We start from the raw sequence: 24,658 nt of genomic DNA on the forward strand, positions 1-24,658 counted from the left end.
TTTCATTGACTTTTCATGAAAACCTCCTTAAAATTATCTTTAAATTCACTTAGGAGGTAAAGCCATGAAAAAAGTTCTTCTTGGAAGCCTTTTCTTGGCAGGACTTAGCCTTGCTCAGCCAAAGATTGAAGTGAAAGACGCATGGGTTAGGGAAGTTCCTCCCACCTCTAAGATGTCCGCTGCCTATATGGTTATCGAGAACAAAGGGAGAGAAGCGGACAAGCTCGTAGATGCGTCCAACAACGTTTCTGAGATAACCGAACTCCACGAAACCGTGGAAGGTAGAATGAGGAGAGTTAAAGCCATAGAGATTCCTGCAGGTGGAAAGGTAGAGTTAAAGCCCGGTGGTCTTCATGTTATGCTTATAAACCTCAAAAAGCCTCTCAAAGAAGGCGATACGGTTGAGCTCACTCTCAAGTTTGAAAAGTCTGGAGAGGTTAAAGTCCAGGCACCTGTAAGAAAAGGCATGGGTGGGCATATGCACAGGCATGGACATTGAGCTTTCTCATAGAAAAGGAGTTTATGAGGGCATTATAATAGGTTAAAACTCACTAAGGAGGTGAACTATGCCAGTGCATAAGTTAGAGCCAAAGAACCATCTTAAGCCTGCAAACCTCAATGGCATTTCTAACGAGCAGATTGAACCCCACTTTGAAGCCCACTATAAGGGCTATGTGACTAAATACAACGAGATTCAGGAAAAGCTCGCAGACCTTAACTTCTCTGACAGAAGCAAAGCAAACCAAAACTACTCTGAGTTCAGAGAGCTAAAGGTGGAGGAGACTTTCAATTACATGGGTGTTGTTCTTCATGAGCTTTATTTTGGTCATCTTGGTGCAAAGGGGCAGCCTTCAGAAGCCCTCAAAAAGAAAGTAGAAGAAGACTTTGGCTCTTGGGATGCCTGTATTCAGGAGATAAAGGCAGCAGGTATAGCCTTTAGAGGTTGGGCTATTCTTGGACTTGATATATTCTCTGGCAGGCTTGTGGTAAACGGTCTTGACGCTCACAATGTTTACAACTACACAGGGCTTATTCCTCTCATAATCCTTGATACCTACGAACACGCCTACTATGTTGACCAAAAGAACAAGAGACCTCCATACATTGACGCCTTCCTCCAGAACCTAAACTGGGAAGTTATAAACGAAAGGTTTGATAAGGCTATGAAGGCTTATGAAACCCTCAAGGATTTTGTGAAATAACTCTCTGGGGGCTTTGCCCCCATTCTATCCATCCTTCCTCTTTGTTTATACAAACCCTTCTTACACCATCATAGTTTATTTCCCTTGATATTCTATAAAGCTGTGGTTTTTTTATAAAGGCTTCCATATGCTCTCTTGTGTCAAAGTAGAGAAGGCTTTTGCTATCCATAAGCACGCAATAGTTTCCCTTTGGGTCTATAAAGCTACCGCACACTGGACAACGAGTGAAGGGCTTAGGAGGTGGAGGAAACTTCTCTTTTAGTTTTTTTACCTTGTAGGCTTTCAAAAATATGACAATGCTTAGGACGATAATTACAGCGTCCGCAATAAGCACCTCTGGCAATGAAAAGAGCCTTGTTAGCACGCCTGTCAATATGGCAAAAAAACCTACAAGGTTTATGGCAAAAACGAGAAAGGTGTATCCAATAGGGAACTCTTTTATAAGCATAAGTATGGCAAAGAAAAAGCCAAAAACCTGAACAAACCTCGCCACTATTACAAGCAGGTTAACAAAATCCCACTGCTCTTGAGTCATGTCTTTGAGACTTTATTTCTGAACCCTCCTACATACAATGACAAAGCTCATCCAGTCTAAAGGCTATGCCTGTTAAAATATCTCAAGCCCATGAAGGAAACGCGCATAGTAAAATACATAAAAAGCATAATAAGAAACCACAGATACACTACCACAGAGGATATAATGCTCCTACTTGAGAGGTATTACGGACTTCCCATAAAAGTCCCATCTGTATACTACAAATACAAGGCTATAATAAAGCAATGCAGGCAGGCGGTTTACAAGGAAAGGAGGAAGAAAAAAGATGTATGACCTTGTCATTGTGGGTGCGGGTAGTGGTGGCTACGAGGGTGCACTATACGCACACAGAAGAGGTATGAAGGTTGCCCTTGTGGAGCTAAGTCCAGAAACGGTGGGAGGGAACTGTTTAAATAGAGGGTGTATACCTTCCAAGTATATGAGGCACGGTGCTTATATGTTGGATAAATTTCAAAAACTCCCAGAGTATGGAATATTTCTCAAGGGCTATGACCTAAACATGCAAAGGCTCAAAAAGGGAAGGGAGAAGGTTGTGCTTACCATAAGGGAAAACTTTAAAAAGTTTGCGGAGCATCTGAAGATTCCCATATTCTATGGCAAAGGTGTTCTCAAGGATGCTAACACTGTAGTGGTTGGACCCGAAGGAATTGAGCTAAAGGCAAAGTATATCCTTTTGGCTACTGGGTCATCTACTGCATCTGTTGGCGACCTTGTGCCTGACGGAAGGTATATCTTTGACACAGACCAAATATGGTCTTTGGAGGATTTTCCAAAAAGAATTCTTATATTAGGCGGTGGTGCGGTTGGCGTGGAGTTCGCCTACATATTTAGGATGTATGGCTCTGAGGTGGTCTTGGTGGAGCTAAAAGACAGACTTTTGCCCTCTGCGGACATACCAGAGGAGTCCTCCCGCTATCTTGCCAGAAAGCTGAAGAAGATAGGTGTAGATATAAGGCTCAAAACCACGCTCAAAGGCTGGGAAGTAGCAGGCTCGCAGGTGAAGGCTTTTCTTTCCGATGACTCTGAAGTTCAAGCAGACCTTATCTTGCTTGGCGTAGGAAGAAAACCCAACACAGAAGGCATAGGTCTTGAACAATTAGGTATTGAAAAGGATTCAAAAGGCTTTGTGAAGGTAAACCAGTTTTGTCAAACAAACATACCTAACATATACGCCTGTGGAGATATAACCTCTCCTCTGATGCTCGCTCACAAGTCCATGTATGAGGCGAAAGTTGCCATAAGCCATATACTCGGAGATAAAGACACGGTTAGGAATGAAAGACTTGTTCCTAAGATAATTTACTCCGCCTATGAAATCGCCAGTGTGGGTCTTACAGAAGACCAAGCGGAGGAAGAAGGCTATGAGGTAAAGGTAGGCGTGGTATCCTTTGTTCCTAATCCAAAGGCTATGGATGACGGAGAAAATGAAGGTTTTGTAAGGCTTGTGGCAAGTGAGGATGGAAAGATATTGGGTTGTCATATACTTGGTCCACATGCGGGAGAGCTTCTCCACCAAGTATTACACCTTATGAAGGCAGACCTTGGAGTGGACTTCCTTTCAAAAGCCATGTATTCTCATCCCTCTCTCTCGGAGTCTATAGTTCAAGCAGGCATGGAAGTGCACTTTGGACCCATAACCTGGGCAAAGAGGCATTAGAGTTCTGCCAAGATATCGCTTACTATTAACCTTCCTTCCTCTAACTTTACCTCCTTAACCAATGCAGACACAAAGGGTATGTAGAGCCTCCCTTCGTCTATCTCCAAAAGGTCATAGGGCTTTTGTTCTACAACTCCTGAAACTTTTCCCATATACCTTCCACTTTCTGTAAAAACCTCTAAGCCTTCAAGCTCAAAGTAATAGTATTCTCCCCTTCTTCTCTTGGGAAGCTCTCCCTTAGGTAGAAAAATCTTTGCTCCGCTAAAGGACTCTACTTCCTCAAGCCTTCTAAAACCCTCAAACTTTAAGATTAAATAGTCCTTTCCATGTGGTTTTGAGTATTCCACAACAAAAGGCACGTAATCCCCACCTTTACGCTTTAGAAAGAGCCTTTTTATCTTTGACCAATGCTTCTTGTCTAAATATGTCTGCACCTTTAGCTCGCCTCTAAGCCCGTATGTGTCAAGCACCTTACCTATTACCACATAATGATTTTCCTCATTTACGAACTCTTCCCTGTGCATAACTTTTTAGTTTAAAACTTTTCAAAGGAGGATAAAAATGGCAATGCCCACTTGGGAAGAGGTAGAAGCAGTCCTTGATGAAATAAGACCAGCCCTTAGATTTGATGGTGGAGATGTTGAGCTTGTAGACATAAAAGATGATGGCACTGTGCTTGTTAGAATGGTGGGAGCTTGCTCAGGCTGTGGCATGTCTGTGCTTACCCTAAAGGCAGGCATAGAGAGAGCCCTCAAGAACAAGTTCCCAGAAATAAAAGAGGTCAAGGATGTAAACATGGATATTCCTATGACCTTTGGATTTTGAACTACTGAACCTTTATGTAGGCAAACCGCTCAACAGCCTGAAGATGTCCTATTATCCCAACACCAGAGGGAACTATCTTTGTAAATTCGTGCAGTTTATTAGCATCAAGCCTCAACCTTTGGAGAGTTATATTACATATAAGATAGTCAACACCGTATGTGGAGAGAGACTTCTCTTCCTCGTATAGTTCTTGGACTCTTATGTTTTCCTTTTCCCAAGGCGTGCCTGATAGGTCTTTCATGAAAAACTTTGCTCCAGAACCGTGAGCTACCACCACAATCTTTATTTTCATAGGATTGAAGTCGTAAACAGAAAGATGATTCCCTATATTTCTAAGCATGGTTCTAAACCTATCCTCCTGAGGAAAATCACAGTGATAAACAACACCTATCTCTGCATCTTTTTTGACCTGTGACATATCAAGTTTTTGTGGCGATGCTTGTGCAAATTTGTTTATCAAAGGCACAGAAGCAAACAAAGAAATCCACTTAAAAAAACCTCTTCTGTCCATATAACCACCTCCTTATGCAAGGAAAATAGTCCATATAACAGAAAAGGCTATAAAACTCTGGTCTTAGATGTATAAGACATATTTATGTTAATATATTGTTTAACTCTTATGATTACCCCTGTTTTCAAACCTTCTTGGTTAAGGAGGAAGCGTGTTTTTGAGTTTTGAGCCTAACCTGTCTATTGAGTTATTATATTTAGCAAGGCAAAATGCGAGACACCAGTTTGAGCAAAGCTATTATAGGTTCATCCACTGCAAAGGGAGGCTTTGCTAACGAAAGAACTATAGCTGAGAAATTCAATAATTACAAATGGGATACTGATGCACAATTATGGCTAAGGTATATGGGATATGACCCAAGATTTATCAAAGAACTGAATGCAGAGGTGGTTCCTGTTAGAATATCATTAAAAGATGTAGTTAAATTCGGACTTGATAAAGATAAAATCCTTGAAGGGCTTAAATATAAGAAAAGTGATGTTCAAGTTAGAATAGAAATGTTATATAAAAATGTCTACTTTATTGAAAACATTTCTGTTAAGAAAGCCAACAGCGACGCTGATTATAATCAAGTAGATAAAAGAAAAGTTGATGAATATAGAAATATGTGGAACTTTGATGAACAGATAGCTACGTGGTTAAAGTATTTTACAGGAGAATTGGAACCACCTAAGAGTCTAAACAAAAGAGACAAGAGAAGGCTATTTCTTGACGAAATGCCAGAGGAAATCAGAAGTAAAATAGTTAAATTTTTTAGAGATAATAAGGTTCTTGTCGTATGTGATGTTATAAAAGGGAGAGGCTCACTATCTGCAGGATGGTTCATGGTTGCTAAGTATGACAAACTCAAAAATGAAACAAGTTTTGCAATAACAAACATAAATTTAGCGATAAATATATTTGGTAGTGGTGAAGTAGAAATCTCGCCAAAAGGAAGTCTATATATAGGCAAGGTAGTTATGCAAAGAAAAGGAGGCACACCTGATCCGACAAAACTACAGTTTAAGATAAAACCGTGCGAAATTTCCCGTGTAGGAGCATTAACATGAAGATAGAATTAGATAAGGTTTATCATGGAGACTGCATAGAAATAATGAAACAGCTTCCTGACGAATGCGTAGACCTTATATTTGCAGATCCACCCTTCAATATAGGTGTAAGATACGATAAATGGAAAGATAACCTTAAATATGAAGAATACCTTCAATGGTCTGAAAGTTGGTTAAAAGAAGCCTACAGACTTTTAAAGAAAAACGGCTCTATATACGTGGCTATAGGAGATGAATTTGCCGCAGAATTGGCTATTATACTGAAAAGGCTTGGGCTTTATATGAGAAATTGGATAATATGGTATTATACCTTCGGTCAACACCAAAAGAAAAAATTTACTCGCTCTCATACGCATATACTATACTATACTAAACATAAGTCCCACTTTACTTTTAACGCTGATGCAATAAGAGTGCCATCCGCAAGGCAGACTGTATACAAGGATAGGAGAGCAAATCCAAAGGGTAGAATTCCTGACGATGTTTGGACATTTCCAAGAGTATGTGGGACTTTTAAAGAGAGAGTTGGTAATCATCCGTGCCAGATGCCTACAGCTTTGCTGGAAAGGATTATATTAGCCAGTTCAAATCCAGGAGACATAGTGCTTGATCCCTTTGGAGGCACAGGAACTACCGCAGTAGTTGCTAAAAGGTTAGGTAGACATTTCATAACTATTGAGTTATCTGAGCAATATTATAGCACCATAATTGAACGGTTAAATATGGAAGATGCCAAAAAATTTATAAAAAAAGACATAAAGGGGTTATTTGATAGTTTGTATGAATTCAGTAATACTTGACAATATTAGCCCCTTCCACAACAAGAATATAAAACTTTAGAGATGCTCCTTTACATTCTTAACCCTTATACCAAGTTCCTCCACAGACTCCAAAAATTCTCTAAACTTGTATATTCTCTTATCGCACAAAACTATAGTTCCGCTGTCCTCCTTACTTCTCATTAACCTACCTATGCCCTGTCTAAACTTTATGAGAGCCTTTCTTTTTTGATACTCAAAAGGGTCAAGTCCCACAGACTTTAGAAACCTTATTCTATGAAAAGTTATAGGTTCCTCTGGACTTTCAAAGGGTAGCTTTGCCATAAGTATGCCCTTTTCACCCTTCACATCAACACCAAACCAAAGGCTATCGAGCCCCACAAGAGCCTTTATCCTTCCAGACCTTAGCTTTTCAAGAAGCCCAGACAAAGGCTCATCTCCCTGAAAGGCTATATCTTTTTCCTTTTCAAAAAGTTTTATATGCTCTTTGTTAGTTAAAAGCACCAGAAGTTTATCGTATAGGCTTCTAAGATACTTATAGGCATCCTTTAAGCACTGCTCCCACTCTTCCCTTCTTCTTGGGTCTACCAAGTATACGAGAAAATTAACCTTCTCGTAAGGAAAGGAATGCTCAAGGTCGTAGTATTCACCCTTTATACCCAAGGTTTGATTTAGGTCTTCTGGGTCAACGGTTGCTGAGGTAACTATGATAGCCTTGTAGCCTGTCCAATCCACATGACCTGCAGGAAAAACGGGAAAAGCTTCAAGCCAGTAGTTAAAGGTCTGAAGCCTTCTGCTAAAGCGTCTACCTACGAGATATCCTATTCCAGGTGGGTCTTCCTTCATGATTTTGTAGAAATCTCTAATCTTGTTTAGCCTCCTTGTTAAAAGCTCGTAGTTTCTTATTTTCTTTATCCATTTTTCCTCTTCCTCGCTGGGTGCGTCGTAGTTAGCCTTTAATTCCAAATACCTTTCCCAATCAAGAATACCGCTTTTAAGCATATACTCCTTTAAGGTTATGCTTACAAACATTTTCTCTGTGACAAAGTTTGTCAGCTGTGATATGAGGTTTTCTCTTATGGTTTTGTGAAAATAGAGAAGTGGTCTAAGGATATGGGTTTCAAAATCTTCCGCATAGGGTTTTAGACTTTCAAGGGCAAGCTCTTCCTTTTGCTCTTTGAAAAGTCCTTCAAAGTGTTTTATGAAGAAGTCCTCTAATTCAACCTTTGCCTCTTTGAGAAAGTCAAGGATCTTCCCCATTATATCAACTCTTAAAGTGTAGAGAGATATTCCCCATGTAAGACTGCTGGTTATATACTTGTCAAGCTCATGGGCTTCATCAAGGACAAGCACCCTTTCCTCTGGGTTTTCAAAATCCTTTAGGGTCAAAAGGGCGTGGTTTACCACAATTATGTCCGCCTGCCTTTCAAGCCTTTTTAGCCTTCCCCAGTAGAAGCAATCATGCCTATACTTGCAGGTTTGTCTGTAATGAAAGGTGCAATAGTCATCATCCACGCAGAGCATTTCTCTAAGTTCTGGCTCAAGGTTTACAAACTCAAAATCACCATCCCAACCACTCTCCAACAGAGATTCAATCTCCACAGGTCTTCTTTCCAATGATAGGTCATAGAACCTATCCAAGCACAGATAGTTGCTTTTGCCCTTCAAAATAACGTAGCTAATATCCTCTCCATATATATACGAGTAATAAGACCTAAGATTTTCAATATCTCTCCTTAGTTGTTCCTGAAGTAGCTTTGTCCCAGTGGAGATTATTGCCTTCTGCTCCCTTTCCATAAGAGGTATAAGGTAGCCGTAGGTCTTTCCAGTCCCTGTAGGCGCCTGTATTATCTTTATGCAGTTATTCCCTTCTTCTATAGCGGACAAGACTATGCTGAAAAACTTCTCTTGAGCCCTTCTTCTCTCAAGACCCTTCTTAAGAAGAAGTTCATACACTTCAAGAGCCATGCTAAAATTCTAAGCTATGAAGAACTTTTTAATAACGGGATGTGCGGGCTTTATAGGTTGGAAAACTTCGGAAAAGCTATTGCAAAAAGGCTACAGCGTGGTAGGTCTGGACAACATGAACGACTACTATGACACAAGGCTAAAGGAGTATAGGCTATCACTTCTCAAAGGGTATGAGAATTTCACCTTCTACCCCGTAGATATAGAAGACAAGGAGTCCCTAAAAGAGGTTTTCAAAAAACACTCCTTTGACTGTGTAATAAACGAGGCGGCGAGAGCTGGAGTGCGTTATTCCATAGAAAACCCTTATGTTTACTTTACCACGAACACCATAGGCACTTTGAACCTGCTTGAGCTATGCAAAGACTTTGGTATTAAGAAGTTCGTATTGGCTTCTACATCTTCTCTCTATGCGGGACAGGAGATGCCCTTTAGAGAAGACCTGCCTGTTAACACACCCATATCTCCCTACGCTGCTTCAAAGAAGTCCGCAGAAGTGCTCTGCTACACTTACCACTACCTTTATGGCATAGATATGTCAATTGTTCGCTACTTTACCGTTTACGGTCCTGCAGGCAGACCAGATATGAGCATATTTAGGTTCATAAAATGGGTGCTTGAGGGCAAGCCTCTTGAAGTCTTTGGTGATGGTTCTCAAAGCAGGGACTTTACCTACATAGACGATATAGCGGAAGGGACTATTTTGGCTACAAAGCCTCTCGGGTATGAGGTTATAAACCTTGGGAATAACAAACCACACACACTTTCGGAGGTTATATCTCTAATTGAAAAATACACAGGAAAAAAGGCTGTGCTTGAGTTAAAGGACTTTCACAAGGCGGACATGAAAGCCACATGGGCGGACATACAAAAGGCTCAAAGCCTTCTTGGCTGGAAGCCACAGGTAGACCTTGAGGAGGGAATAAGAAGAACCGTGGAGTGGACTTTGGAAAACTGGGAGTGGGTAAGGGAAGTGAAGATATAAAAGGCTATTCACTATAAGCCAGCTTTATAGAGTTAATAAGTGAGGCTTATAATGATATAAAAACTCTGAAAGGTATTAAAGCTGTCGTGCGTATATCTTTTTACTAAAGGAGGTCTATCATGGAGATAGGCGGTAGCTTTTACGACAGGAAAGCCTACAGCACTTGCTATATGTGTGCCTGCAGATGCGGTATAGAGGTCTATGTGAGAAACAACAAGGTGACATACATAAAGGGTAATGACACCCATCCAACTAATAAGGGTGTTCTATGTGCCAAGGGTTCATCTGGAATAATGAAAGAATATAGCCCCGCAAGGCTCAGGAAACCTCTTCTGAGAGTGGGTCCAAGAGGCTCTGGCCAGTTCAAGGAAATAGAGTGGGAAGAAGCACTTGAGATAGCTACCCAGTGGCTGGAAGAGGCAAGAAGGAAGGGACCCTATAAGATTGCCTTCTTTACAGGAAGAGACCAGATGCAACAGATAAACAGCTGGTTTTCCAGCCAGCTCGGGACGGTCAACTGGGCGGCGCACGGAGGTTTTTGTTCTGTAAATATCGCTGCCTCTGGTCTGTATTCCATTGGTGGCTCTTTCTGGGAGTTTGGAGAGGCGGACTTTGAAAACACAAAATACTTTATGCTCATAGGCGTGGCGGAAGACCACTCTTCTAATCCCTTCAAGCTGGGTATTCAAGAAATGAAGCGCAAAGGTGGAAAGTTTGTGGTGGTAAACCCAGTGAGATGGGGCTATGGTGCGGTAGCGGACGAGTGGGTGCCTATAAAGCCCGGCACGGACGGTGCTTTCTTTATGGGTATAATGCACGTTCTTTTTAAATACAACCTTGTTAACTGGGAGTTTCTAAAAGAATACACCAATGCAAGCTGGCTTGTAATTCAAGCACCGGGCACCTCAAAGGACGGTCTCTTCTACAGAAACGCAGAAGGTAAGCCTATGGTCTATGATAAAAGGTCTCAGTCCTTTAAGCCTGCGGACAGGATAGTGCCAGACAACCTTGACCCTGCCTTTATAGGAGAGTTCACCACGCCAGAAGGCTACAAGGTGAGACCTGCCTTTGACATATTCGCAGAAAGGCTCGTAAAGGACTATAGCCCAGAGAAGGTGGAAAAGATAACGGGCATACCTGCAAGGGATATAGAAAGAATAGCCAAGGAAATGGGAACTATAGCCCTGTATCATCCAATAGAACTACCCATAGAGTGGACGGATGTATGGGGAAGAAGGCACAAGAAGGTTATAGGTAGACCTGTTTCCTTCCATATGATGAGGGGTGTGGCATCTCATAGCAATGGCTTTCAGAGTGCAAGGGCTGTTTTCTTGCTTATGATGATGCTGGGTGTGGTGGATGTGCCTGGAGGTTTTCTTAATAAGCCACCTTATCCCAAACACATAGAAGACCTTCCAAAGCCTTACAAGATTACCAGACCTGATGAGATAAAGTATGGAGAGGTGTATCCCGGACCACATCTTGGTTATCCTCAAAACCCCGATGACCTTCTTGTGGACAAAAAGGGCAACCCTGTAAGGATAGACCATGCCTATAGTTGGTGGTTTCCTCTAACCGCTCACGGTCTTATACACAATGTCATACCCGCAGCATACGAGGGTAATCCTTATCACATTGAGGTGCTTATAATTTACATGGCAAACATGGCATGGAACTCCTCTCAGAATATACCCTACATAATCCAAGCCCTAACTGCCACAGACCCTGCGGGTAATTACATAATCCCTAAGGTTATAACCATAGATGCCTTCTATAGCGAGCAGGTTGCATACTCGGACTTGGTCTTTCCGGATGCCACTTACCTTGAGCAATGGTTTGCTCTGTCTTTGCTTGATAGACCACCCTCTGCGGTAGATGGTCCTGTAGATGCCCTAAGACATCCCATAGTAGACCCTCTGGCAAAAGGCTACGATGTGAGAGGTTGGGGTGATGTGATGGTGGAGCTTGGCTCAAGGTTAAAGCTACCAGGCTTTTTAAACCCAGATGGCTCAAGAAAATACAAGGACTTCAAGGACTTTCTTATAAACTGGCAGATAAGACCTGGTGTGGGTGCTCTTGCAGGATGGAGAGGCAAAAACGGAGACAAGCACTTTGTGGGAGAACCAAACCCTAACCAGCTTGAAATGTATATAAAGAATAAAGGCTTTTTCTACTACAAACTGCCAGAGAATATGAGGTTTTACAGGCATGCAAACAAGGACTACCAAGAGTGGGCTGTAAGCGTAGGCTTTATAAAGAAGGTAGCTCCTATAGTCTTTAACTTTTACCTTGAAACGTTACAAACCTTTAGGCTTGCGGGTCAAGGATTGTGGGAAGGCAAAAACCAGCCATCCAACGACCCCATACTCAGAGAAAGACTTGTTAAATACTTTGACCCTCTACCCTTCTGGTATCCACCCTTTGAGGAAGAGGTCTCCAATAAAGACTATCCTCTTTATGCCTTTACACAGAGACCCCAGTGGATGTATCACTCTTGGGACTCTCAAAATGCATGGCTAAGGCAGATATCTTCAAGGAACTACCTGTATATGAACCCCAAGACCGCAGAGAAACTTGGTATAAAGCACCTTGACTGGGTATGGGTTGAGTCCAGAATAGGAAGGGTAAAATGCCAAGTATTCCTAACAGAGACCACAGAACCCAACTCCGTCTGGACCTGGAACGCCATAGGCAAAATGAAAGGAACATGGGGTCTAAAGCCAGAAGCGGAAGAAGGGCGTGAAGGCTTTCTCCTCAACCATGTTATACCCCATAGCATACGCATAGGAGGAAGGGAAGTCTACTATGGAGACCCAATAACAGGACACCTTGCTTGGTTTGATACAAAGGTAAAGGTCTACAAAGCGGAAGACCAAACTCCAGAAACCTATCCACAGTTTGAAGTAGAGCCACTTGACTATATTAAGGAAAGGTGGACTCCTGTGCTGAGGTATAAACCATGAAGACCCTTGAGAAGAAGACTGTAGTGGACTACGAGGCATTGCCAGAGGGTAGTCCATACCAGCTTATTGAAGGAGAGCTTATTATGAGCCCAGCACCGGGGTTTGAGCATTTTGGAAGCTCTTTTAACCTTGTCATAAGGCTTGCAGATGCTGTTTATCGCACCGGCAAAGGAAGGGTCATCTACGCTCCAGTGGACTTATATCTTGACGAAGAGAACGCCTACCAGCCAGATATAATGGTGGTTTTAAAAGGCTCAAAGGCAAAGATAACAAGCAAAGGCGTGTATGGACCGCCTGATGTGGTGGTGGAGATACTTTCACCTTCCACTGCATACTATGACTTGACTCAAAAGAAGGATGTTTATGAGAGGTCTGGAGTAAGAGAATACTGGCTTGTGGACCCTCTTAGGAGAACCTTTGAGGTATATCTCAATACAGAAGAAGGCTTTAAACTCATAAGCAAGGCAAAGGGTAAGGGTATGGTGAGGTCTGAGGTGCTTTCTTTGGAGCTTGAGCTTGAAGAGGTTTTTGAGGGTATAGAGCCATGAAGACCCTTGAGAAGAAGACTGTAGCAGATTACGAGGCATTGCCAGAAGGTAGCCCATACCAACTCATTGAAGGAGAGCTTGTTATGAGCCCAGCACCAGCACCTGACCACCAAGTAGTCTCTGGAAATATCTACCTCTTGCTTAGAATGGCTGTAAGAGGTAAGGGCGTTGTCTTGTATTCACCCCTTGATGTATACTTGGACTTGGAAAATGCCTATCAACCTGACATAGTGGTAATTCTCAAGGGTTCAAAGGCAAGGATAACCAGAAAAGGCGTTTATGGACCACCTGATGTGGTAGTGGAGATACTTTCACCTTCCACTGCATACTATGACTTGACGCAAAAGAAGGATGTTTATGAAAGGTCTGGAGTGAGAGAGTATTGGATAGTGGACCCTCTTAGGAGAACCTTTGAGGTATATCTTAATACAGAAGAAGGCTTTAAACTCGTAAGCAAGGCAAAGGGTAAGGGTGTGGTGAGGTCTGAGGTGCTTTCTTTGGAGCTTGAGCTTGAAGAGGTTTTTGAGGGTATAGAGCCATGAAGACCCTTGAGAAGAAGACTGTAGCAGACTATGAGGCATTGCCAGAAGGTAGTCCATACCAGCTTGTTGAAGGAGAGCTTGTTATGAGCCCAGCACCGGGGTTTGAGCACTTTAGAAGTCAGAGAAACATTCTTTTGAGATTATTCAGGCTTATACTCGAAGCAGGCAAAGGTGAGGTCATCTATGCTCCAGTGGACTTATATCTTGACGAAGAGAACGTCTACCAGCCAGATATAATGGTGGTTTTAAAAGGCTCAAAGGCAAAGATAACCAGAAAAGGCGTTTATGGACCACCTGATGTGGTGGTGGAGATACTTTCACCCTCTACCGCTTACTATGACTTGACGCAGAAGAAGGATGTTTATGAGAGGTCTGGAGTGAGAGAATACTGGCTTGTAGACCCTCTTAGGAGAACCTTTGAGGTATATCTCAATACAGAGGAGGGTTTTAAACTCATAAGCAAGGCAAAGGGTAAGGGCTTGGTGAGGTCTGAGGTGCTTTCTTTGGAGCTTGACCTTGATGAGGTTTTTGAGGGTATAGAGCCATGAAGACCCTTGAGAAGAAAACTATAACAGACTATGAGGCATTGCCAGAAGGTAGCCCATACCAGCTTATTGAAGGAGAGCTTGTTATGAGCCCAGCACCAGGGTTTGAGCACCAGCAGACTTCTATAAACATAAGCCACAAGCTTTATAGTTTCCTCAAGCAAAAGGGTATTGGAAGAGTGCTATACGCACCCCTTGACGTGTATATTGACGAGGAAAACGCCTACCAACCTGACATAGTGGTAATTCTTAAGGGTTCAAAGACAAGGATAACAAGCAAAGGCGTTTATGGACCGCCTGATGTGGTGGTAGAGATACTTTCACCTTCTACCGCTTACTATGACTTGACGCAGAAAAAGGATGTTTATGAGAGGTCTGGAGTGAGAGAGTATTGGATAGTGGACCCTCTTAGGAGAACCTTTGAGGTATATCTCAATACAGAAGAAGGCTTTAAACTCGTAAGCAAGGCAAAGGGTAAGGGCTTGGTGAGGTCTGAGGTGCTTTCTTTGGAGCTTGACCTTGATGAGGTTTTTGAGGGTATAGAGCCATGAAGACCCTTGAGAAGAAAACTATAACAGATTATGAGGCATTGCCAGAAGGCAGTCCATACCAGCTTATTGAAGGAGAGCTTATTATGAGCCCAGCACCGGGGTTTGAGCATTTTAGAAGCTCAAAGAGGGTCTTTGTGAGATTATATAGGCTCATCGAAGATGCAGGCAAAGGTGAGGTCATTTACGCTCCGGTGGACTTATATCTTGACGAAGAGAACGTCTATCAGCCAGATATAATGGTGGTTTTAAAAGGCTCAAAGGCAAGGATAACGAACAAAGGCGTGTATGGACCGCCTGATGTGGTGGTGGAGATACTTTCACCTTCCACTGCATATTATGACCTAAGGCTCAAGAAAAAGGTTTACGAAAGGGCAGGAGTGAGAGAGTATTGGATAGTGGACCCTATGGAAAGAAGCCTTGAAATATACACAAACTCAGAAGAAGGTTTTAAGCTAACTTCAAGGGTCGTGGAAAAGGGTAAGGTATTTTCTAAAGTTTTAGATATAGATTTAGACCTTGAAGAAGTTTTTAAGGAGGTATAGGTATGGCACAGTTTGCACTTGTGATAGACCTTAACACCTGCGTTGGCTGTCATGCCTGTGCGACAAATTGCAAGGAATGGAACACACAGGCGGCTTTTGGACCGCTTTCTGACTTTGACCCATACGGTAGAGAGCCTCAGGGCGTGTGGTATAACAGAATAATGACCTACGAAATGGGCGAGTTTCCAAATACGCAGGTCTTTCACCTTCCTAAGTCTTGCCTGCACTGTCAAGATTCTCCTTGCGTCCCAGTTTGTCCCACAGGTGCAAGCTACAAGAGAGAGCAGGATGGCATAGTGCTCGTAAATTATGATGACTGCATTGGTTGTAAGCTCTGCTCTTGGTCTTGTCCTTATGGTTGTAGAGAGTTTGACGAAGCGGACAAGGTGATGAAAAAATGCACCCTTTGTATAGATAGAATATACGACGAGTCCCTTCCACCAGAGCACAGAAAACCTGCCTGTGTCCTTACATGCCCTGCTAAGGCAAGGTTCTTTGGAGATATAGAAGACCCAAACAGCGAAGTATACAATGTCATAAAGGAGCGTAATGGCTTTGTGTTATTCTCTGACGCAGGCACAAACCCAGGTAATCACTACCTGCCAAGAACGGAGACAAAAGTCCATGTGGACGAGCACCTTCTAAAGCACGATAACCCTCTTTTCTTAGAGGTTTTAAGAAGACATCATGTAGGAGGTTAAGACATGCATCCACCCATCTCTTTGATATGGTTTTTCTTAACCGCAGGCGTTTCTATAGGGCTTTTCAACTTTACCTACTTTATGGAGTTTCTCACACTCTTTGGTAAAAACACCGCAATGCCAAGACAGGCAGTTATTATCTCACTGGTTATCTCTCTTGTCCTCATAGGGCTTGGTGCTATTGGTGCAAGTTTTCACCTTGGACACAAAATGAGAGCCTGGAAGGCTATAAAGCGTTTTCATACCTCTTGGCTTTCCCGTGAGGCGGTCTTTAGTGGAGCCTATGGCTTTGTCCTTTTTCTGTATGGTCTTGCCTATTACTTTAATGCAAACCTCTTTATACAGCACTCTTTGGGTATCCTTACCTTTGTTCTTGGATGGCTTTCTGCCTTTTCCACTGCCATGATATACGCCAGCAACAAGTTTGTGCTTGAATGGTATACTTCTCTCACAGTGCTTTATTACCTCAACATGTATCTTATGCTTGGCTCCTCTGCCTTTTTGTCTTTGACCTATTTTTACAGACCAGAGTTTGTCCCCACTTATCTTTTCCTCACATTTCTATTTGTTTCCCTTGGGCTTGCCTTTAGGATAGCCTTTAACATAAGGCAGTTTATCATTCCAAGACCCACCATAAATGAAGCCCTAAACCTACCACACAACAGACCCATAAGAGTTCTTGACACAGGCACAACCACGAACAATTACTGCACAGAGGAATTCTATTACAAAAAGGGTAAAGACCTACTTGGCTCTGTCCTTCCCGTTGCCTACATACTTACCTTCATTGTGCCACTTTTCCTTATACTCTACGCTTGGATAACTGGAAACTATAACTACAACTTTTTTAAGATAGCCTTTGCAAGCCTCGTGTTAGGTAGCTTTTTAGAGAGATGGTGCTTCTTTGTGGAAGGCAACCACGTGCAAAACCTCTTCTATGGACTATACCCAGAAGAAGGCTATAGACTGAGAAAGGGCTATATGGAAAGAAAGAAAACGGTCATAAGGCTCTAATCTTCCTTTTGGCACTCCTCCCTTATTTTCCTAACCACCGCCCTGAAAAGATGCAGGGCGGTCTCCATTATGCTTATGTAAGCCTTTTCCGCCAAAGAAAAATCGTATATATGAACCACTTCATTTTTTAGTCTAACCACGCGGGGAATATTGTCTCCAAAACCCTTCTCTAACATTCCAACGGAGTAAAAACTCTTAAAACAATCCATGGGTGAATTACATTCAAGCCCTTTTCGCTCTAAAAGAAAAAGCCTGACCGTTTTCCACGAGGTTTCAAAGGTGTATTCAAACCTTTTTACACAAACTTCATAAAGAATCTCTTCCTCAAGCCTTTCTTTGAGGTCCTTTACCTGCTCCAATTTGCCTAAAGCCCTTTCCGTTTGAGCCAGCTTTTTAAGTAATCTTTCCCCACATGCCATAACACCGCTCCTGTAAGTATGCTATCTAAGAATTCCTCAGACAATCTCCTTAACTCTACAAACTCAATCCTCTTTGGTGTGTCCACATACAGGTTTAGCTCTTTCTCAAGCTGTAGAAAAAGCCTATCCTCTATAGGCTCAAGGCAGTCCAAAGCAAGGTCCAAATCTGAAAGCTCTGTGTCTTCTCCTAAGGCAGTTGAGCCATACAGGAGAAGAAGACACTTGTCTATGTTTAGCTTAGACCCAAGAACTTCAAGCACTTGTTTCCTTAGTTTCCACAGCTCTCCACTTTCCATTACCAATCAAAAGGCACAATATCCACCTGCTGACCTGCCTTTAGCTCATGCACCCCTTCGTATACTACCATATAACAGTTGGCATCCACATATGAGGTAAGCATGTGAGATTGTGTTTTCGGAGAATAATCACAAAATAGCCTGCCATCCTTCTCCATATACTTCGCTCTTACGAACTCTCTTCTTTCCGCATCCCTTCTTGAAAAATCCCTAAGAAGCTCTGCCTTTAGAAACTTGGGTCTATGTTCTTCTACTCCCTGCATTTTCAAAAGGGCTGGTTTAACAAGCATATCAAAAGCCATAGCACAGGATACAGGATTGCCCGGCAGACCAAAGAATAGCGTCCTTCCTCTTTTGGCAAAAAGCACAGGTTTTGCAGGCTTTATCCTTAGCTTGTGAAAGACCACCTCAAAGCCCATATCCTTTACCAACTTATGGACAAAATCCTTCTCTCCTGCGGAGACTCCACCTGTGGTAATAAAGACATCATAATCTTCCACCCTTTGGAGGACTTCCTCTATACTCTCGGGTTCATCCCTTATTATCCCCAACTGGTGCACTTCACAACCAAGCTCCCTTGCCCTTGCATACAGAAGGTGATTATTTGTGCTCCTTATCTGTGATGGCTTTTCTATGGGTTCTCCTGGCTCTTTTATTTCGTCGCCAGTAGAAAGCACTGCTACTCTTGGCTTTTGATACACTTCCACAAAGACCTTGTTGGCAAAGGCAAGCAGACCTACCTCATAGCCCCTTATTCTCGTGCCTCTCTTGAGGATAAGTTCTCCCGCCTTTATTTCTTCTCCCCTTCTCCTTATGTTAGCACCTTCTTTGAAAGACCTCTCTATGAGCACATACTCGCCTTCAAGTTTTGTGTATTCCACAGGGACAACTGCGTTTGCACCCACTGGAATAGGTGCACCCGTGAATATCCTTATGGCTTGCCCTCTCTCTAAGCATCCAGAAAACTCGCTACCTGCAGACACTTCCCCCACCACCTTTAGCTTTGCTGGAATTTCTTCAAGGTCTTGAGAAACAACCGTATAGCCGTCCATGGCTGAATTGTCAAAGGCTGGGCTATCTCTGTCTGCAAAGATGTCTTCTGCCAAAACTCTGCCTATGGCATCCCACAGAATAACCTTCTCTGTAGGTAGTCTATCAACCCTTTCGAGCAAGGATTCCAAAGCCTCTTCATAAGGTGTAAGCATGGAAATATTTTAACGCGTATTTACGCCCGCAAGCCACTTGCTTACAAGCTCTATCTCCATATCCGACAAGCCTTGACCCCATGGGCATCTTTTAGCAAGCTCCATAACCGCCTCAGGATTACCCTTATACTTCTCCTTCAGATAGCTCAAGGGCTTTCTATCCTTGTCCGTATGGCATCTCATACAGGAATTTTTAAAGATAAGCTCTCCCTCTGAGGCAAAGCCAAGGCTTACAAGCAAAAGGGATATATAAAACTTTTTCATGACCACACCTCCGTTTAAAATATCTCTTAATGCTAAATATAGCCCTAACGGGAAATCTTGGTTCAGGAAAATCTACCGCGGGAAAATTCTTTCAAGAAGCTGGCTTTCATGTCCTTGATGCGGACAGAATAATAAGGTCCTTCTACGAAGAGAAGGGTGAAGTCTACAGAAAGGTGGTAGAGGCTTTTGGTGATAGGGTGCTTGACAGGGAGGGAAACATTGACAGAAAAACACTCGCACAGATAGTTTTCTCAGACCCACAGAGCCTAAGACTGTTGGAAAGTATAACTCATAGTGAACTCTACAGAAGGCTTGATGAGGAGTTTAGAAGGCTTCCTCAAAAGAGCATAGTGGTCGTGGAGGCGAGCCTACTTATAGAAAAAGGGACATATAGAAACTACCACGTAACCCTGCTTGCTTATGCTCCCTATCAACTCTGCAGAGAGCGAGCCTTGAGGGCTGGCTATAGCATAGAGGACTTTGAGAGAAGATGGGCAAACCAGATGCCTCCAGAAGAAAAGAAAAAATACGCTCACTTCATAATGGAGAATACGAAGACCCTTGAAGCCTTAAGGAGTAGGGTCTTTGAGCTTGCAAAAGTCTTTAAAAACTGGGTGGAGTTTCAGCATGAAGAATTTCCTTGAGCTTATAGGGGAGGAGGTAGCAAAAGCTAAGAAAAGCCTTAAGATAGCTTCTCCTTGGATTGACCAGTGTATACTGGAAAAGACCCTTGAAAGGCTTCCCGAGGGTGTAAAACTTGAGGTTATACTTAAGGTAGGAGACTTAAAAGACCTCCATATAACCGGTGGAGGAACCTTTAGAGTTTTGGAAAGGTATGGGGCGGAGATATACATAAACGAAAGGCTTCACGCAAAGATAATACTGATAGATGACAGGATAGCCTTTGTGGGCTCTGCAAACCTAACCAGGGCTGGGCTTGAGGAAGAGGGTAATTTGGAGGTAGTTATTCCTGTAAAGGGGGTGGAGCTCCAGAAAACACTTGAGCTCTTTGAAGATTACAAAAAGGAATCTACAAGGCTCTTTGAGGAGGTGGTGGCAGTTGTTATGTCTTCAGAATCTTCTGTGGAGGCTTTGGTTCTTCTTTTTGACAACCTTCCAGAGCAGTCCTTTCTCTGGGCAAAGAGTGAAAGGGGAAGGCTACTCTGCAAGCTTACAAGGGTATACACCCAGATTAACCTACAGGACTCTATAGAAGGGCTCTCTGAGAGCAAAAGCTGGCTTGTTGCTTACTACAGAACGCTCTTAAAAAAATCTATCCTTGTGGGAAAGGTCAAAGTGCTTCTTGAGCTGATAGAGGATGAAAAAGGATACTTTGGCACACCTATCTCTGGTCTTTTACCAGGAGACCAGCTTCTACCCGTTAAGGAAGAGGATGAGGCTCTACGCAAGGTAATGAAAACTAACCTTTCTGGTTATTCAATGGACTTGCCCGTAAATGTTGGAAAGCTTGTAGGTAAGGGAGTTTCTGTTTTCGTAGACCTCGCAAAGGTAAGTGGTATGCATATGGCTGTCTTTGGGACAACAGGCTCTGGGAAAACTACCTTTGTAGTTAGGCTCGTGGAAAACATCCCGCGGGGCACATGCAAGACCCTTATCTTTGACCTTTTTGGAGAATACAAGCAAAAGTTGAAAATTGAAGAAGACAGAGTGCATCGCGTAAGCCTGCCCTACACTCTACTTCCCATCTGGATAGAGGACATAAAAGACCTATTCAGAGAATATGGTCTTAACCTCTATGAGAGAGGTGAAGAGGAAAAAGCCTTTTTTGCTCAACTGAGAACTTCTCTAAAGCCTGACTTTAAGCTCTCCACTTACAGGGAGAAAGAGCTGGGAAATATACTGCTTGATGCTTCAAAGGGTGGACTAAGAAGGGAGGTGCTTGAGATACTCCAGATGGTCTCAAAAGATATGGGGCAAGAGGCACTTCAGAATCAACCAGAAGTCTTTAGACTGCTGGACGATGCCTTAAATTCCTCAAAAGATGTGATTATAATAGACCTAAGAGATGTGGTGAATCCTACGACACGTCTTAACTTAACTGGGCTTGTGCTCAAGGAAATCCTATCCTTGGCAAGGTCCAATCCTCTGAGAAGACTTGTGGTGCTTGAAGAAGCACATAACTTTGCTCCAGAAAGGGGAGCTACTGATGTGCCTACAGGCAGGGAAAACCTTGCCATAGCAATGACAAAAAGGATAGCTCTGGAGGGAAGGAAGTTTGGTGTTGGTCTTGTGGCGGTATCTCAAAGACCCGCAAACCTTAGCAAATATGTGCTTTCACAGCTAAACACTCAGGCGATTTTCAGGCTCATCACCCAAAACGATATAAATGCGGTATCTCAGTTCTTTGAATATCCTTCGGAGGACCAGTTAAGGCTTCTACCAAATCTCAAGCCAGGTCATCTGTTTTTAAGCGGTATAGCGATGCCCTTTAGTATGCTGATAGAGATTGAGCTCTAAAGCTCCTTAGTATCAAGGATTATGGTCACAGGTCCCCAATTGACTATATGCACTTCCATTGTAGCACCAAATACACCACATTGAGTGGGCACATACTCTGAAAGTTTCTTTACAAAGAGTTCATAGAGCTCTCTTGCTCTGTCTGGCTTCTCCGCAAACTCAAAACTTGGTCTTCTACCCTTTTTTACGTTAGCGTAAAGAGTAAATTGAGAAACTACGAGGGCAGAGCCCTTCACATCAAGAATAGAGAGGTTAAACTTTCCAGAGCTGTCTTCAAATATTCGGAGGTTTACCGTTTTTTCTACAAGTTTTTTCACATCTTCCTCTGTATCTCCCACACCTACACCTAAAAGGATATTTAACCCCTCTCCTATGCTCGCCACCTCTACACCATCCACAAAAACCTTAGACTGCTTTACTCTTTGCAGGACTGCCCTCATGGCGTAAAATTTTATTGTAGAATAAAAGAGAACGGAGGGAAAGCATGAAAAGATTTGTGCTTTTGGTGGTAAGCTCCACTGTCCTTTTTGCACAGGACTTTTCTAACATGAGGCTTCTTGAGGGTCTAAATCAGGTTCAAAAAGGTATTGAGCTCGCAAAGAGGGAAGAGGCGGACAAGAAGGGCCCTTATCATTTTGAAAAGGCAAAGGCAAACAGGGATGTGGCTAAAATACTGGCTTCTGAGATGGATGAAGTAGGCTCAAGGGTCTTTATGATAAAGAGCTTTAATGCTCTCTCTAAGGCTGGTTCAGGTAAGTTAGAGCTTGACAGCATAGAGTTCATAACTCAGACAGAAATCAAGAAGGTTAAAAGGGTTGAATACGGCGAGTATGGAGAACCATTATACTATGATGAAGAGGAGGGTTCAAAAATAGGGGTAGAATACCAAAAGGCTCTTGGGCTTGATATAAGCTCTCTTAATGCGGGCTTGGAGTATATTAGAGAAAACAAAGCTATAAGCTGTGCTCCTGCTGAGCTTGCAAGGGCGGAAGTCTATTACGATGCTATGGCTTACGAGCTTTCAAAACCCAGACCTCATATTACAAGGCTTGTAGATTTCTACTCAAAGGCTCAAGCAGAAATAAACAGTGCCACTGAAAAGGTCAATATAGCAAAAGAGGGAAACCTTGAGTGCTATACAGGCAAGCCCTTCGTTCCAGAGCTTGCAAAGGTTGAAGAGCCCACAATAAGACCCACGCTTACTCCTATACCTTCTCGGATCCAAGAAGAACCCCTCATGGTAACTGCAAGGGTTCACTTTGATTTTAACAAGTCCAATATAAAGAGGGAATACATCCCCCTTCTTAACGAAGTGGTAAAGGTGCTTAAGGAAAATCCAAATGTAAGGGTAAGGATAGAAGGCTTTACAGATGATATAGGCTCAAAGGCATACAACGATAGGCTCGCCTTAAGAAGGGCTCAGGCGGTAAGAGACTATCTTGTAAGAGCTGGTATACCTGCGGACAGGATAGAAGTTGCTGGCTTTGGAAAAGAGAGATACATAGCGGACAACGCCACTCCCATAGGGAGGTTTACCAACAGAAGGGCGGAGTTTATTGTGATTCAAGTCCCCGGTCAGTAAAGGCATACGCCAAAATCCGCAAAGTTTTTGTCTTTGCGCGCATCCATGAGGAATTTAAACAGTCTGCTTTCTGAGCCAGTATAGAGCCTAAAAGTCCTGACTGGCTCACAGTCATTAAAGGAATTGAGCCTGAAAACTACCACAGACCCCCTTTCCGGTTGGCTGTCTCTTATTATCCTCCTTTCCGCATAGAAGGGTAGGCTATGGTGGAAGTGTCCTACTTCATAAACAGGTTTTGAAGCCTTGGCGTCCAGCATCTTTATGAACTCTCCCACCTCTCTCACCTTTCTCTTTTCCTCAAGTGAAGGAAGAAGTGCAAACTTGAGAAGGACAACTATCAAAATGCCAACCATAGCAGGAGCAAGCCTATAATCCCTCAAAAACAAAAGGAAAGGTAGTGGCAATAGGGTAAGTATTAAGGGGTTCAAAGAAAAGAAGAGCACGGCAAAAAGAACTGCAAGGGCTACAAGAAGAGAAACCACAAAGGAGAGGAATTTCTTGAACCTTTCCCAATCCTCAGAAAGCAAGAAGGCAGAGGTTATAAGTGCAAGTGCGGGAAAGGCTGGCATAACATAGACAGGTATCTTTTGGGCTATAAGACTAAAGAGTCCGTAAATAAAGGCGAACCACACAAGAGGAAAGGCATACTCTCTTTTAAGTTTTATGAGCACCCATAGGAGGGCTGGAAAGAAGATAAGAGAATAGGGCAGGAAGCTAACATTTAGGTCCGCCAAGTAAAAGTATATGGGCTCGCTACCGTGATAGACTCTCCTGAGGTTTTCTTTGTAGAAAACTTCCCAGAAAAGACCTCCCTTTGTGAATATCTGATACGCTTGCCACCAAAGACCAAGCAATAAAGCCAATACGCTAAGTATGTAATACCTGAGCTTAAGAAGTTCTCTTGGGTCTTTAAGGAGCAGGTATATAAACACGGTGCCTGCAGGTAGCACAAAGCCGGCAGGTCCCTTTACCAGCATGGCAAGAGAGGAGGCAAAAAAGGCTAAGGGTAAAAGGAAAAGGTAGCCTCTTTTGTAGTAAAGAAGCCATAGATATAGGCTAAGGGTTATAAAGAAGGTAAAGGGCACTTCTGGAGAGGCGTATTGAGAATTGGCAAAAAACTGCACAGACAGACTTAGTGCCAAAAAGCTATATACTCCAGCCTTCCAGCTCCCCGTAAGTTCCTTTGCCATAAGCATGGTTATAAAAGCAGTTCCCAAGCCAAGAAGTGCATGCATAAACCTAAGACCAAACTCGTTGACACCAAAGAGGGAATAGCCGATAGCCACAAGCCAGTAGGTCATGGGTGGCTTGTTGAGCCTTAGTTCTCCGTTGTAATATGGGTTTATAAAGTCTCCATTCTGTAGCATCCTACGAGTAGAGTCCGCATAGAAGGCTTCGTTGGGAGACCAAACCTGAAAAGCACCAAGATTAAGAAAATACAGCAAAGCCACAAGAAGGGCTAACACATATAGCATG

29 protein-coding genes are annotated in these 24,658 nt (G+C 42.9%); 19 read left to right on the plus strand and 10 right to left on the minus strand.

What is annotated here, in order from left to right; genetic code table 11:
• Nucleotides 1-64: 64 nt before the first annotated feature.
• Nucleotides 65-499, plus strand: a complete 435-nt coding sequence (locus IAE16_RS03270) for a copper chaperone PCu(A)C (RefSeq protein ID WP_323701294.1) — start codon at nt 65-67, stop codon at nt 497-499.
• A 67-nt stretch (nt 500-566) separates the two neighbouring features.
• On the plus strand, nt 567-1,202 hold the full coding sequence (locus IAE16_RS03275; protein WP_323701295.1) for a superoxide dismutase: 636 nt from the start codon (nt 567-569) through the stop codon (nt 1,200-1,202).
• On the opposite strand, the gene IAE16_RS03280 is transcribed toward IAE16_RS03275, so the two are convergent.
• Complete coding sequence (locus IAE16_RS03280) at nt 1,183-1,737, minus strand: hypothetical protein (RefSeq protein ID WP_323701296.1); 555 nt, start codon at nt 1,735-1,737, stop codon at nt 1,183-1,185. The two genes, IAE16_RS03275 and IAE16_RS03280, sit on opposite strands and share 20 nt — an antisense overlap.
• 90 nt (nt 1,738-1,827) lie before the next feature.
• Here IAE16_RS03280 and IAE16_RS03285 point away from each other — a divergent pair, with 90 nt between their 5' ends.
• Nucleotides 1,828-2,031, plus strand: a complete 204-nt coding sequence (locus IAE16_RS03285) for a hypothetical protein (RefSeq protein ID WP_323701297.1) — start codon at nt 1,828-1,830, stop codon at nt 2,029-2,031.
• Complete coding sequence (lpdA, locus tag IAE16_RS03290) at nt 2,024-3,415, plus strand: dihydrolipoyl dehydrogenase (protein ID WP_323701298.1); 1,392 nt, start codon at nt 2,024-2,026, stop codon at nt 3,413-3,415. Before IAE16_RS03285 ends, lpdA begins: the two co-directional genes overlap by 8 nt.
• Here lpdA and rimM read toward each other — a convergent pair.
• Nucleotides 3,412-3,939: a ribosome maturation factor RimM gene (gene rimM / locus IAE16_RS03295; protein WP_323701299.1), complete on the minus strand. Its 528-nt coding sequence runs from the start codon at nt 3,937-3,939 to the stop codon at nt 3,412-3,414. The genes lpdA and rimM overlap by 4 nt on opposite strands.
• A gap of 37 nt (nt 3,940-3,976) precedes the next feature.
• On the opposite strand from rimM, the gene IAE16_RS03300 reads away from it, so the two are divergent.
• Nucleotides 3,977-4,240, plus strand: a complete 264-nt coding sequence (locus IAE16_RS03300; RefSeq protein WP_323701300.1) for a NifU family protein — start codon at nt 3,977-3,979, stop codon at nt 4,238-4,240.
• A 1-nt stretch (nt 4,241) separates the two neighbouring features.
• Here the strand turns inward: IAE16_RS03300 and IAE16_RS03305 are convergent, their stop codons facing one another.
• The gene (locus IAE16_RS03305) at nt 4,242-4,751 is read right to left on the minus strand and encodes a DsrE family protein (protein WP_323701301.1); all 510 of its coding nucleotides are present in this window, start codon (nt 4,749-4,751) and stop codon (nt 4,242-4,244) included.
• A gap of 209 nt (nt 4,752-4,960) precedes the next feature.
• On the opposite strand from IAE16_RS03305, the gene IAE16_RS03310 reads away from it, so the two are divergent.
• A complete protein-coding gene (locus IAE16_RS03310) occupies nt 4,961-5,800 on the plus strand; it encodes a PDDEXK family nuclease (RefSeq protein ID WP_323701302.1) in 840 nt (279 codons plus the stop codon).
• Entirely contained in the window at nt 5,797-6,600 is an 804-nt protein-coding gene (locus tag IAE16_RS03315; protein WP_323701303.1) for a DNA-methyltransferase, read from the plus strand. Before IAE16_RS03310 ends, IAE16_RS03315 begins: the two co-directional genes overlap by 4 nt.
• A 36-nt stretch (nt 6,601-6,636) precedes the next feature.
• Here the strand turns inward: IAE16_RS03315 and IAE16_RS03320 are convergent, their stop codons facing one another.
• Nucleotides 6,637-8,547 (minus strand): ATP-dependent DNA helicase, encoded by a 1,911-nt coding sequence (locus tag IAE16_RS03320; protein WP_323701304.1) that lies wholly within the window; start codon nt 8,545-8,547, stop codon nt 6,637-6,639.
• Nucleotides 8,548-8,563: 16 nt separating this feature from the next.
• Between IAE16_RS03320 and IAE16_RS03325 the strand changes: the two genes are divergently transcribed.
• The 9 genes from IAE16_RS03325 to sreC all read left to right on the plus strand — a co-directional run bounded on the left by IAE16_RS03325 (nt 8,564) and on the right by sreC (nt 16,938).
• The gene (locus IAE16_RS03325; RefSeq protein WP_323701305.1) at nt 8,564-9,532 is read left to right on the plus strand and encodes an SDR family NAD(P)-dependent oxidoreductase; all 969 of its coding nucleotides are present in this window, start codon (nt 8,564-8,566) and stop codon (nt 9,530-9,532) included.
• Nucleotides 9,533-9,651: 119 nt separating this feature from the next.
• Nucleotides 9,652-12,495 (plus strand): sulfur reductase subunit SreA, encoded by a 2,844-nt coding sequence (gene sreA, locus IAE16_RS03330; protein ID WP_323701306.1) that lies wholly within the window; start codon nt 9,652-9,654, stop codon nt 12,493-12,495.
• Nucleotides 12,492-13,043: a Uma2 family endonuclease gene (locus IAE16_RS03335; protein ID WP_323701308.1), complete on the plus strand. Its 552-nt coding sequence runs from the start codon at nt 12,492-12,494 to the stop codon at nt 13,041-13,043. The genes sreA and IAE16_RS03335 overlap by 4 nt, the downstream gene beginning before the upstream one ends.
• Nucleotides 13,040-13,585, plus strand: a complete 546-nt coding sequence (locus IAE16_RS03340) for a Uma2 family endonuclease (RefSeq protein ID WP_323701309.1) — start codon at nt 13,040-13,042, stop codon at nt 13,583-13,585. Before IAE16_RS03335 ends, IAE16_RS03340 begins: the two co-directional genes overlap by 4 nt.
• The gene (locus IAE16_RS03345) at nt 13,582-14,133 is read left to right on the plus strand and encodes a Uma2 family endonuclease (RefSeq protein WP_323701310.1); all 552 of its coding nucleotides are present in this window, start codon (nt 13,582-13,584) and stop codon (nt 14,131-14,133) included. The genes IAE16_RS03340 and IAE16_RS03345 overlap by 4 nt, the downstream gene beginning before the upstream one ends.
• The gene (locus IAE16_RS03350; RefSeq protein WP_323701311.1) at nt 14,130-14,681 is read left to right on the plus strand and encodes a Uma2 family endonuclease; all 552 of its coding nucleotides are present in this window, start codon (nt 14,130-14,132) and stop codon (nt 14,679-14,681) included. Before IAE16_RS03345 ends, IAE16_RS03350 begins: the two co-directional genes overlap by 4 nt.
• A complete protein-coding gene (locus IAE16_RS03355; protein ID WP_323701312.1) occupies nt 14,678-15,223 on the plus strand; it encodes a Uma2 family endonuclease in 546 nt (181 codons plus the stop codon). Before IAE16_RS03350 ends, IAE16_RS03355 begins: the two co-directional genes overlap by 4 nt.
• A gap of 2 nt (nt 15,224-15,225) precedes the next feature.
• Nucleotides 15,226-15,924 carry a sulfur reductase subunit SreB gene (gene sreB, locus IAE16_RS03360; RefSeq protein ID WP_323701313.1) on the plus strand — a complete coding sequence of 233 codons (699 nt, stop codon included), beginning with the start codon at nt 15,226-15,228 and terminating at the stop codon, nt 15,922-15,924.
• Nucleotides 15,925-15,927: 3 nt separating this feature from the next.
• Nucleotides 15,928-16,938, plus strand: a complete 1,011-nt coding sequence (gene sreC, locus IAE16_RS03365) for a sulfur reductase subunit SreC (protein ID WP_323701314.1) — start codon at nt 15,928-15,930, stop codon at nt 16,936-16,938.
• Here sreC and IAE16_RS03370 read toward each other — a convergent pair.
• From IAE16_RS03370 to IAE16_RS03385, 4 genes are read right to left on the minus strand one after another with little or no spacing between them, the layout of a single operon-like run.
• Complete coding sequence (locus tag IAE16_RS03370; RefSeq protein ID WP_323701315.1) at nt 16,935-17,357, minus strand: nucleotidyltransferase substrate binding protein; 423 nt, start codon at nt 17,355-17,357, stop codon at nt 16,935-16,937. The genes sreC and IAE16_RS03370 overlap by 4 nt on opposite strands.
• A complete protein-coding gene (locus IAE16_RS03375; RefSeq protein ID WP_323701626.1) occupies nt 17,303-17,653 on the minus strand; it encodes a nucleotidyltransferase family protein in 351 nt (116 codons plus the stop codon). The genes IAE16_RS03370 and IAE16_RS03375 overlap by 55 nt, the downstream gene beginning before the upstream one ends.
• Nucleotides 17,653-18,858, minus strand: coding sequence for a molybdopterin molybdotransferase MoeA (locus tag IAE16_RS03380; RefSeq protein WP_323701316.1), 1,206 nt, complete (start codon nt 18,856-18,858; stop codon nt 17,653-17,655). Before IAE16_RS03380 ends, IAE16_RS03375 begins: the two co-directional genes overlap by 1 nt.
• 9 nt (nt 18,859-18,867) lie before the next feature.
• Nucleotides 18,868-19,122: a c-type cytochrome gene (locus IAE16_RS03385; RefSeq protein ID WP_323701317.1), complete on the minus strand. Its 255-nt coding sequence runs from the start codon at nt 19,120-19,122 to the stop codon at nt 18,868-18,870.
• Between the two features lie 29 nt (nt 19,123-19,151).
• Between IAE16_RS03385 and coaE the strand changes: the two genes are divergently transcribed.
• Both coaE and IAE16_RS03395 read left to right on the plus strand, forming a co-directional pair.
• Nucleotides 19,152-19,766, plus strand: a complete 615-nt coding sequence (coaE, locus tag IAE16_RS03390) for a dephospho-CoA kinase (RefSeq protein WP_323701318.1) — start codon at nt 19,152-19,154, stop codon at nt 19,764-19,766.
• On the plus strand, nt 19,750-21,600 hold the full coding sequence (locus tag IAE16_RS03395) for a helicase HerA domain-containing protein (protein ID WP_323701319.1): 1,851 nt from the start codon (nt 19,750-19,752) through the stop codon (nt 21,598-21,600). Before coaE ends, IAE16_RS03395 begins: the two co-directional genes overlap by 17 nt.
• On the opposite strand, the gene dtd is transcribed toward IAE16_RS03395, so the two are convergent.
• Complete coding sequence (dtd, locus tag IAE16_RS03400) at nt 21,597-22,040, minus strand: D-aminoacyl-tRNA deacylase (RefSeq protein WP_323701320.1); 444 nt, start codon at nt 22,038-22,040, stop codon at nt 21,597-21,599. The genes IAE16_RS03395 and dtd overlap by 4 nt on opposite strands.
• Nucleotides 22,041-22,084: 44 nt before the next feature.
• Here dtd and IAE16_RS03405 point away from each other — a divergent pair, with 44 nt between their 5' ends.
• The gene (locus tag IAE16_RS03405; RefSeq protein ID WP_323701321.1) at nt 22,085-23,182 is read left to right on the plus strand and encodes an OmpA family protein; all 1,098 of its coding nucleotides are present in this window, start codon (nt 22,085-22,087) and stop codon (nt 23,180-23,182) included.
• On the opposite strand, the gene IAE16_RS03410 is transcribed toward IAE16_RS03405, so the two are convergent.
• Nucleotides 23,176-24,657, minus strand: coding sequence for an ArnT family glycosyltransferase (locus IAE16_RS03410; protein ID WP_323701322.1), 1,482 nt, complete (start codon nt 24,655-24,657; stop codon nt 23,176-23,178). The genes IAE16_RS03405 and IAE16_RS03410 overlap by 7 nt on opposite strands.
• Between the last annotated feature and the right edge of the window lies 1 nt (nt 24,658).

This window comes from Hydrogenobacter sp. T-2 (genome assembly GCF_033971325.1).
Lineage (GTDB): Bacteria > Aquificota > Aquificia > Aquificales > Aquificaceae > Pampinifervens > Pampinifervens diazotrophicum.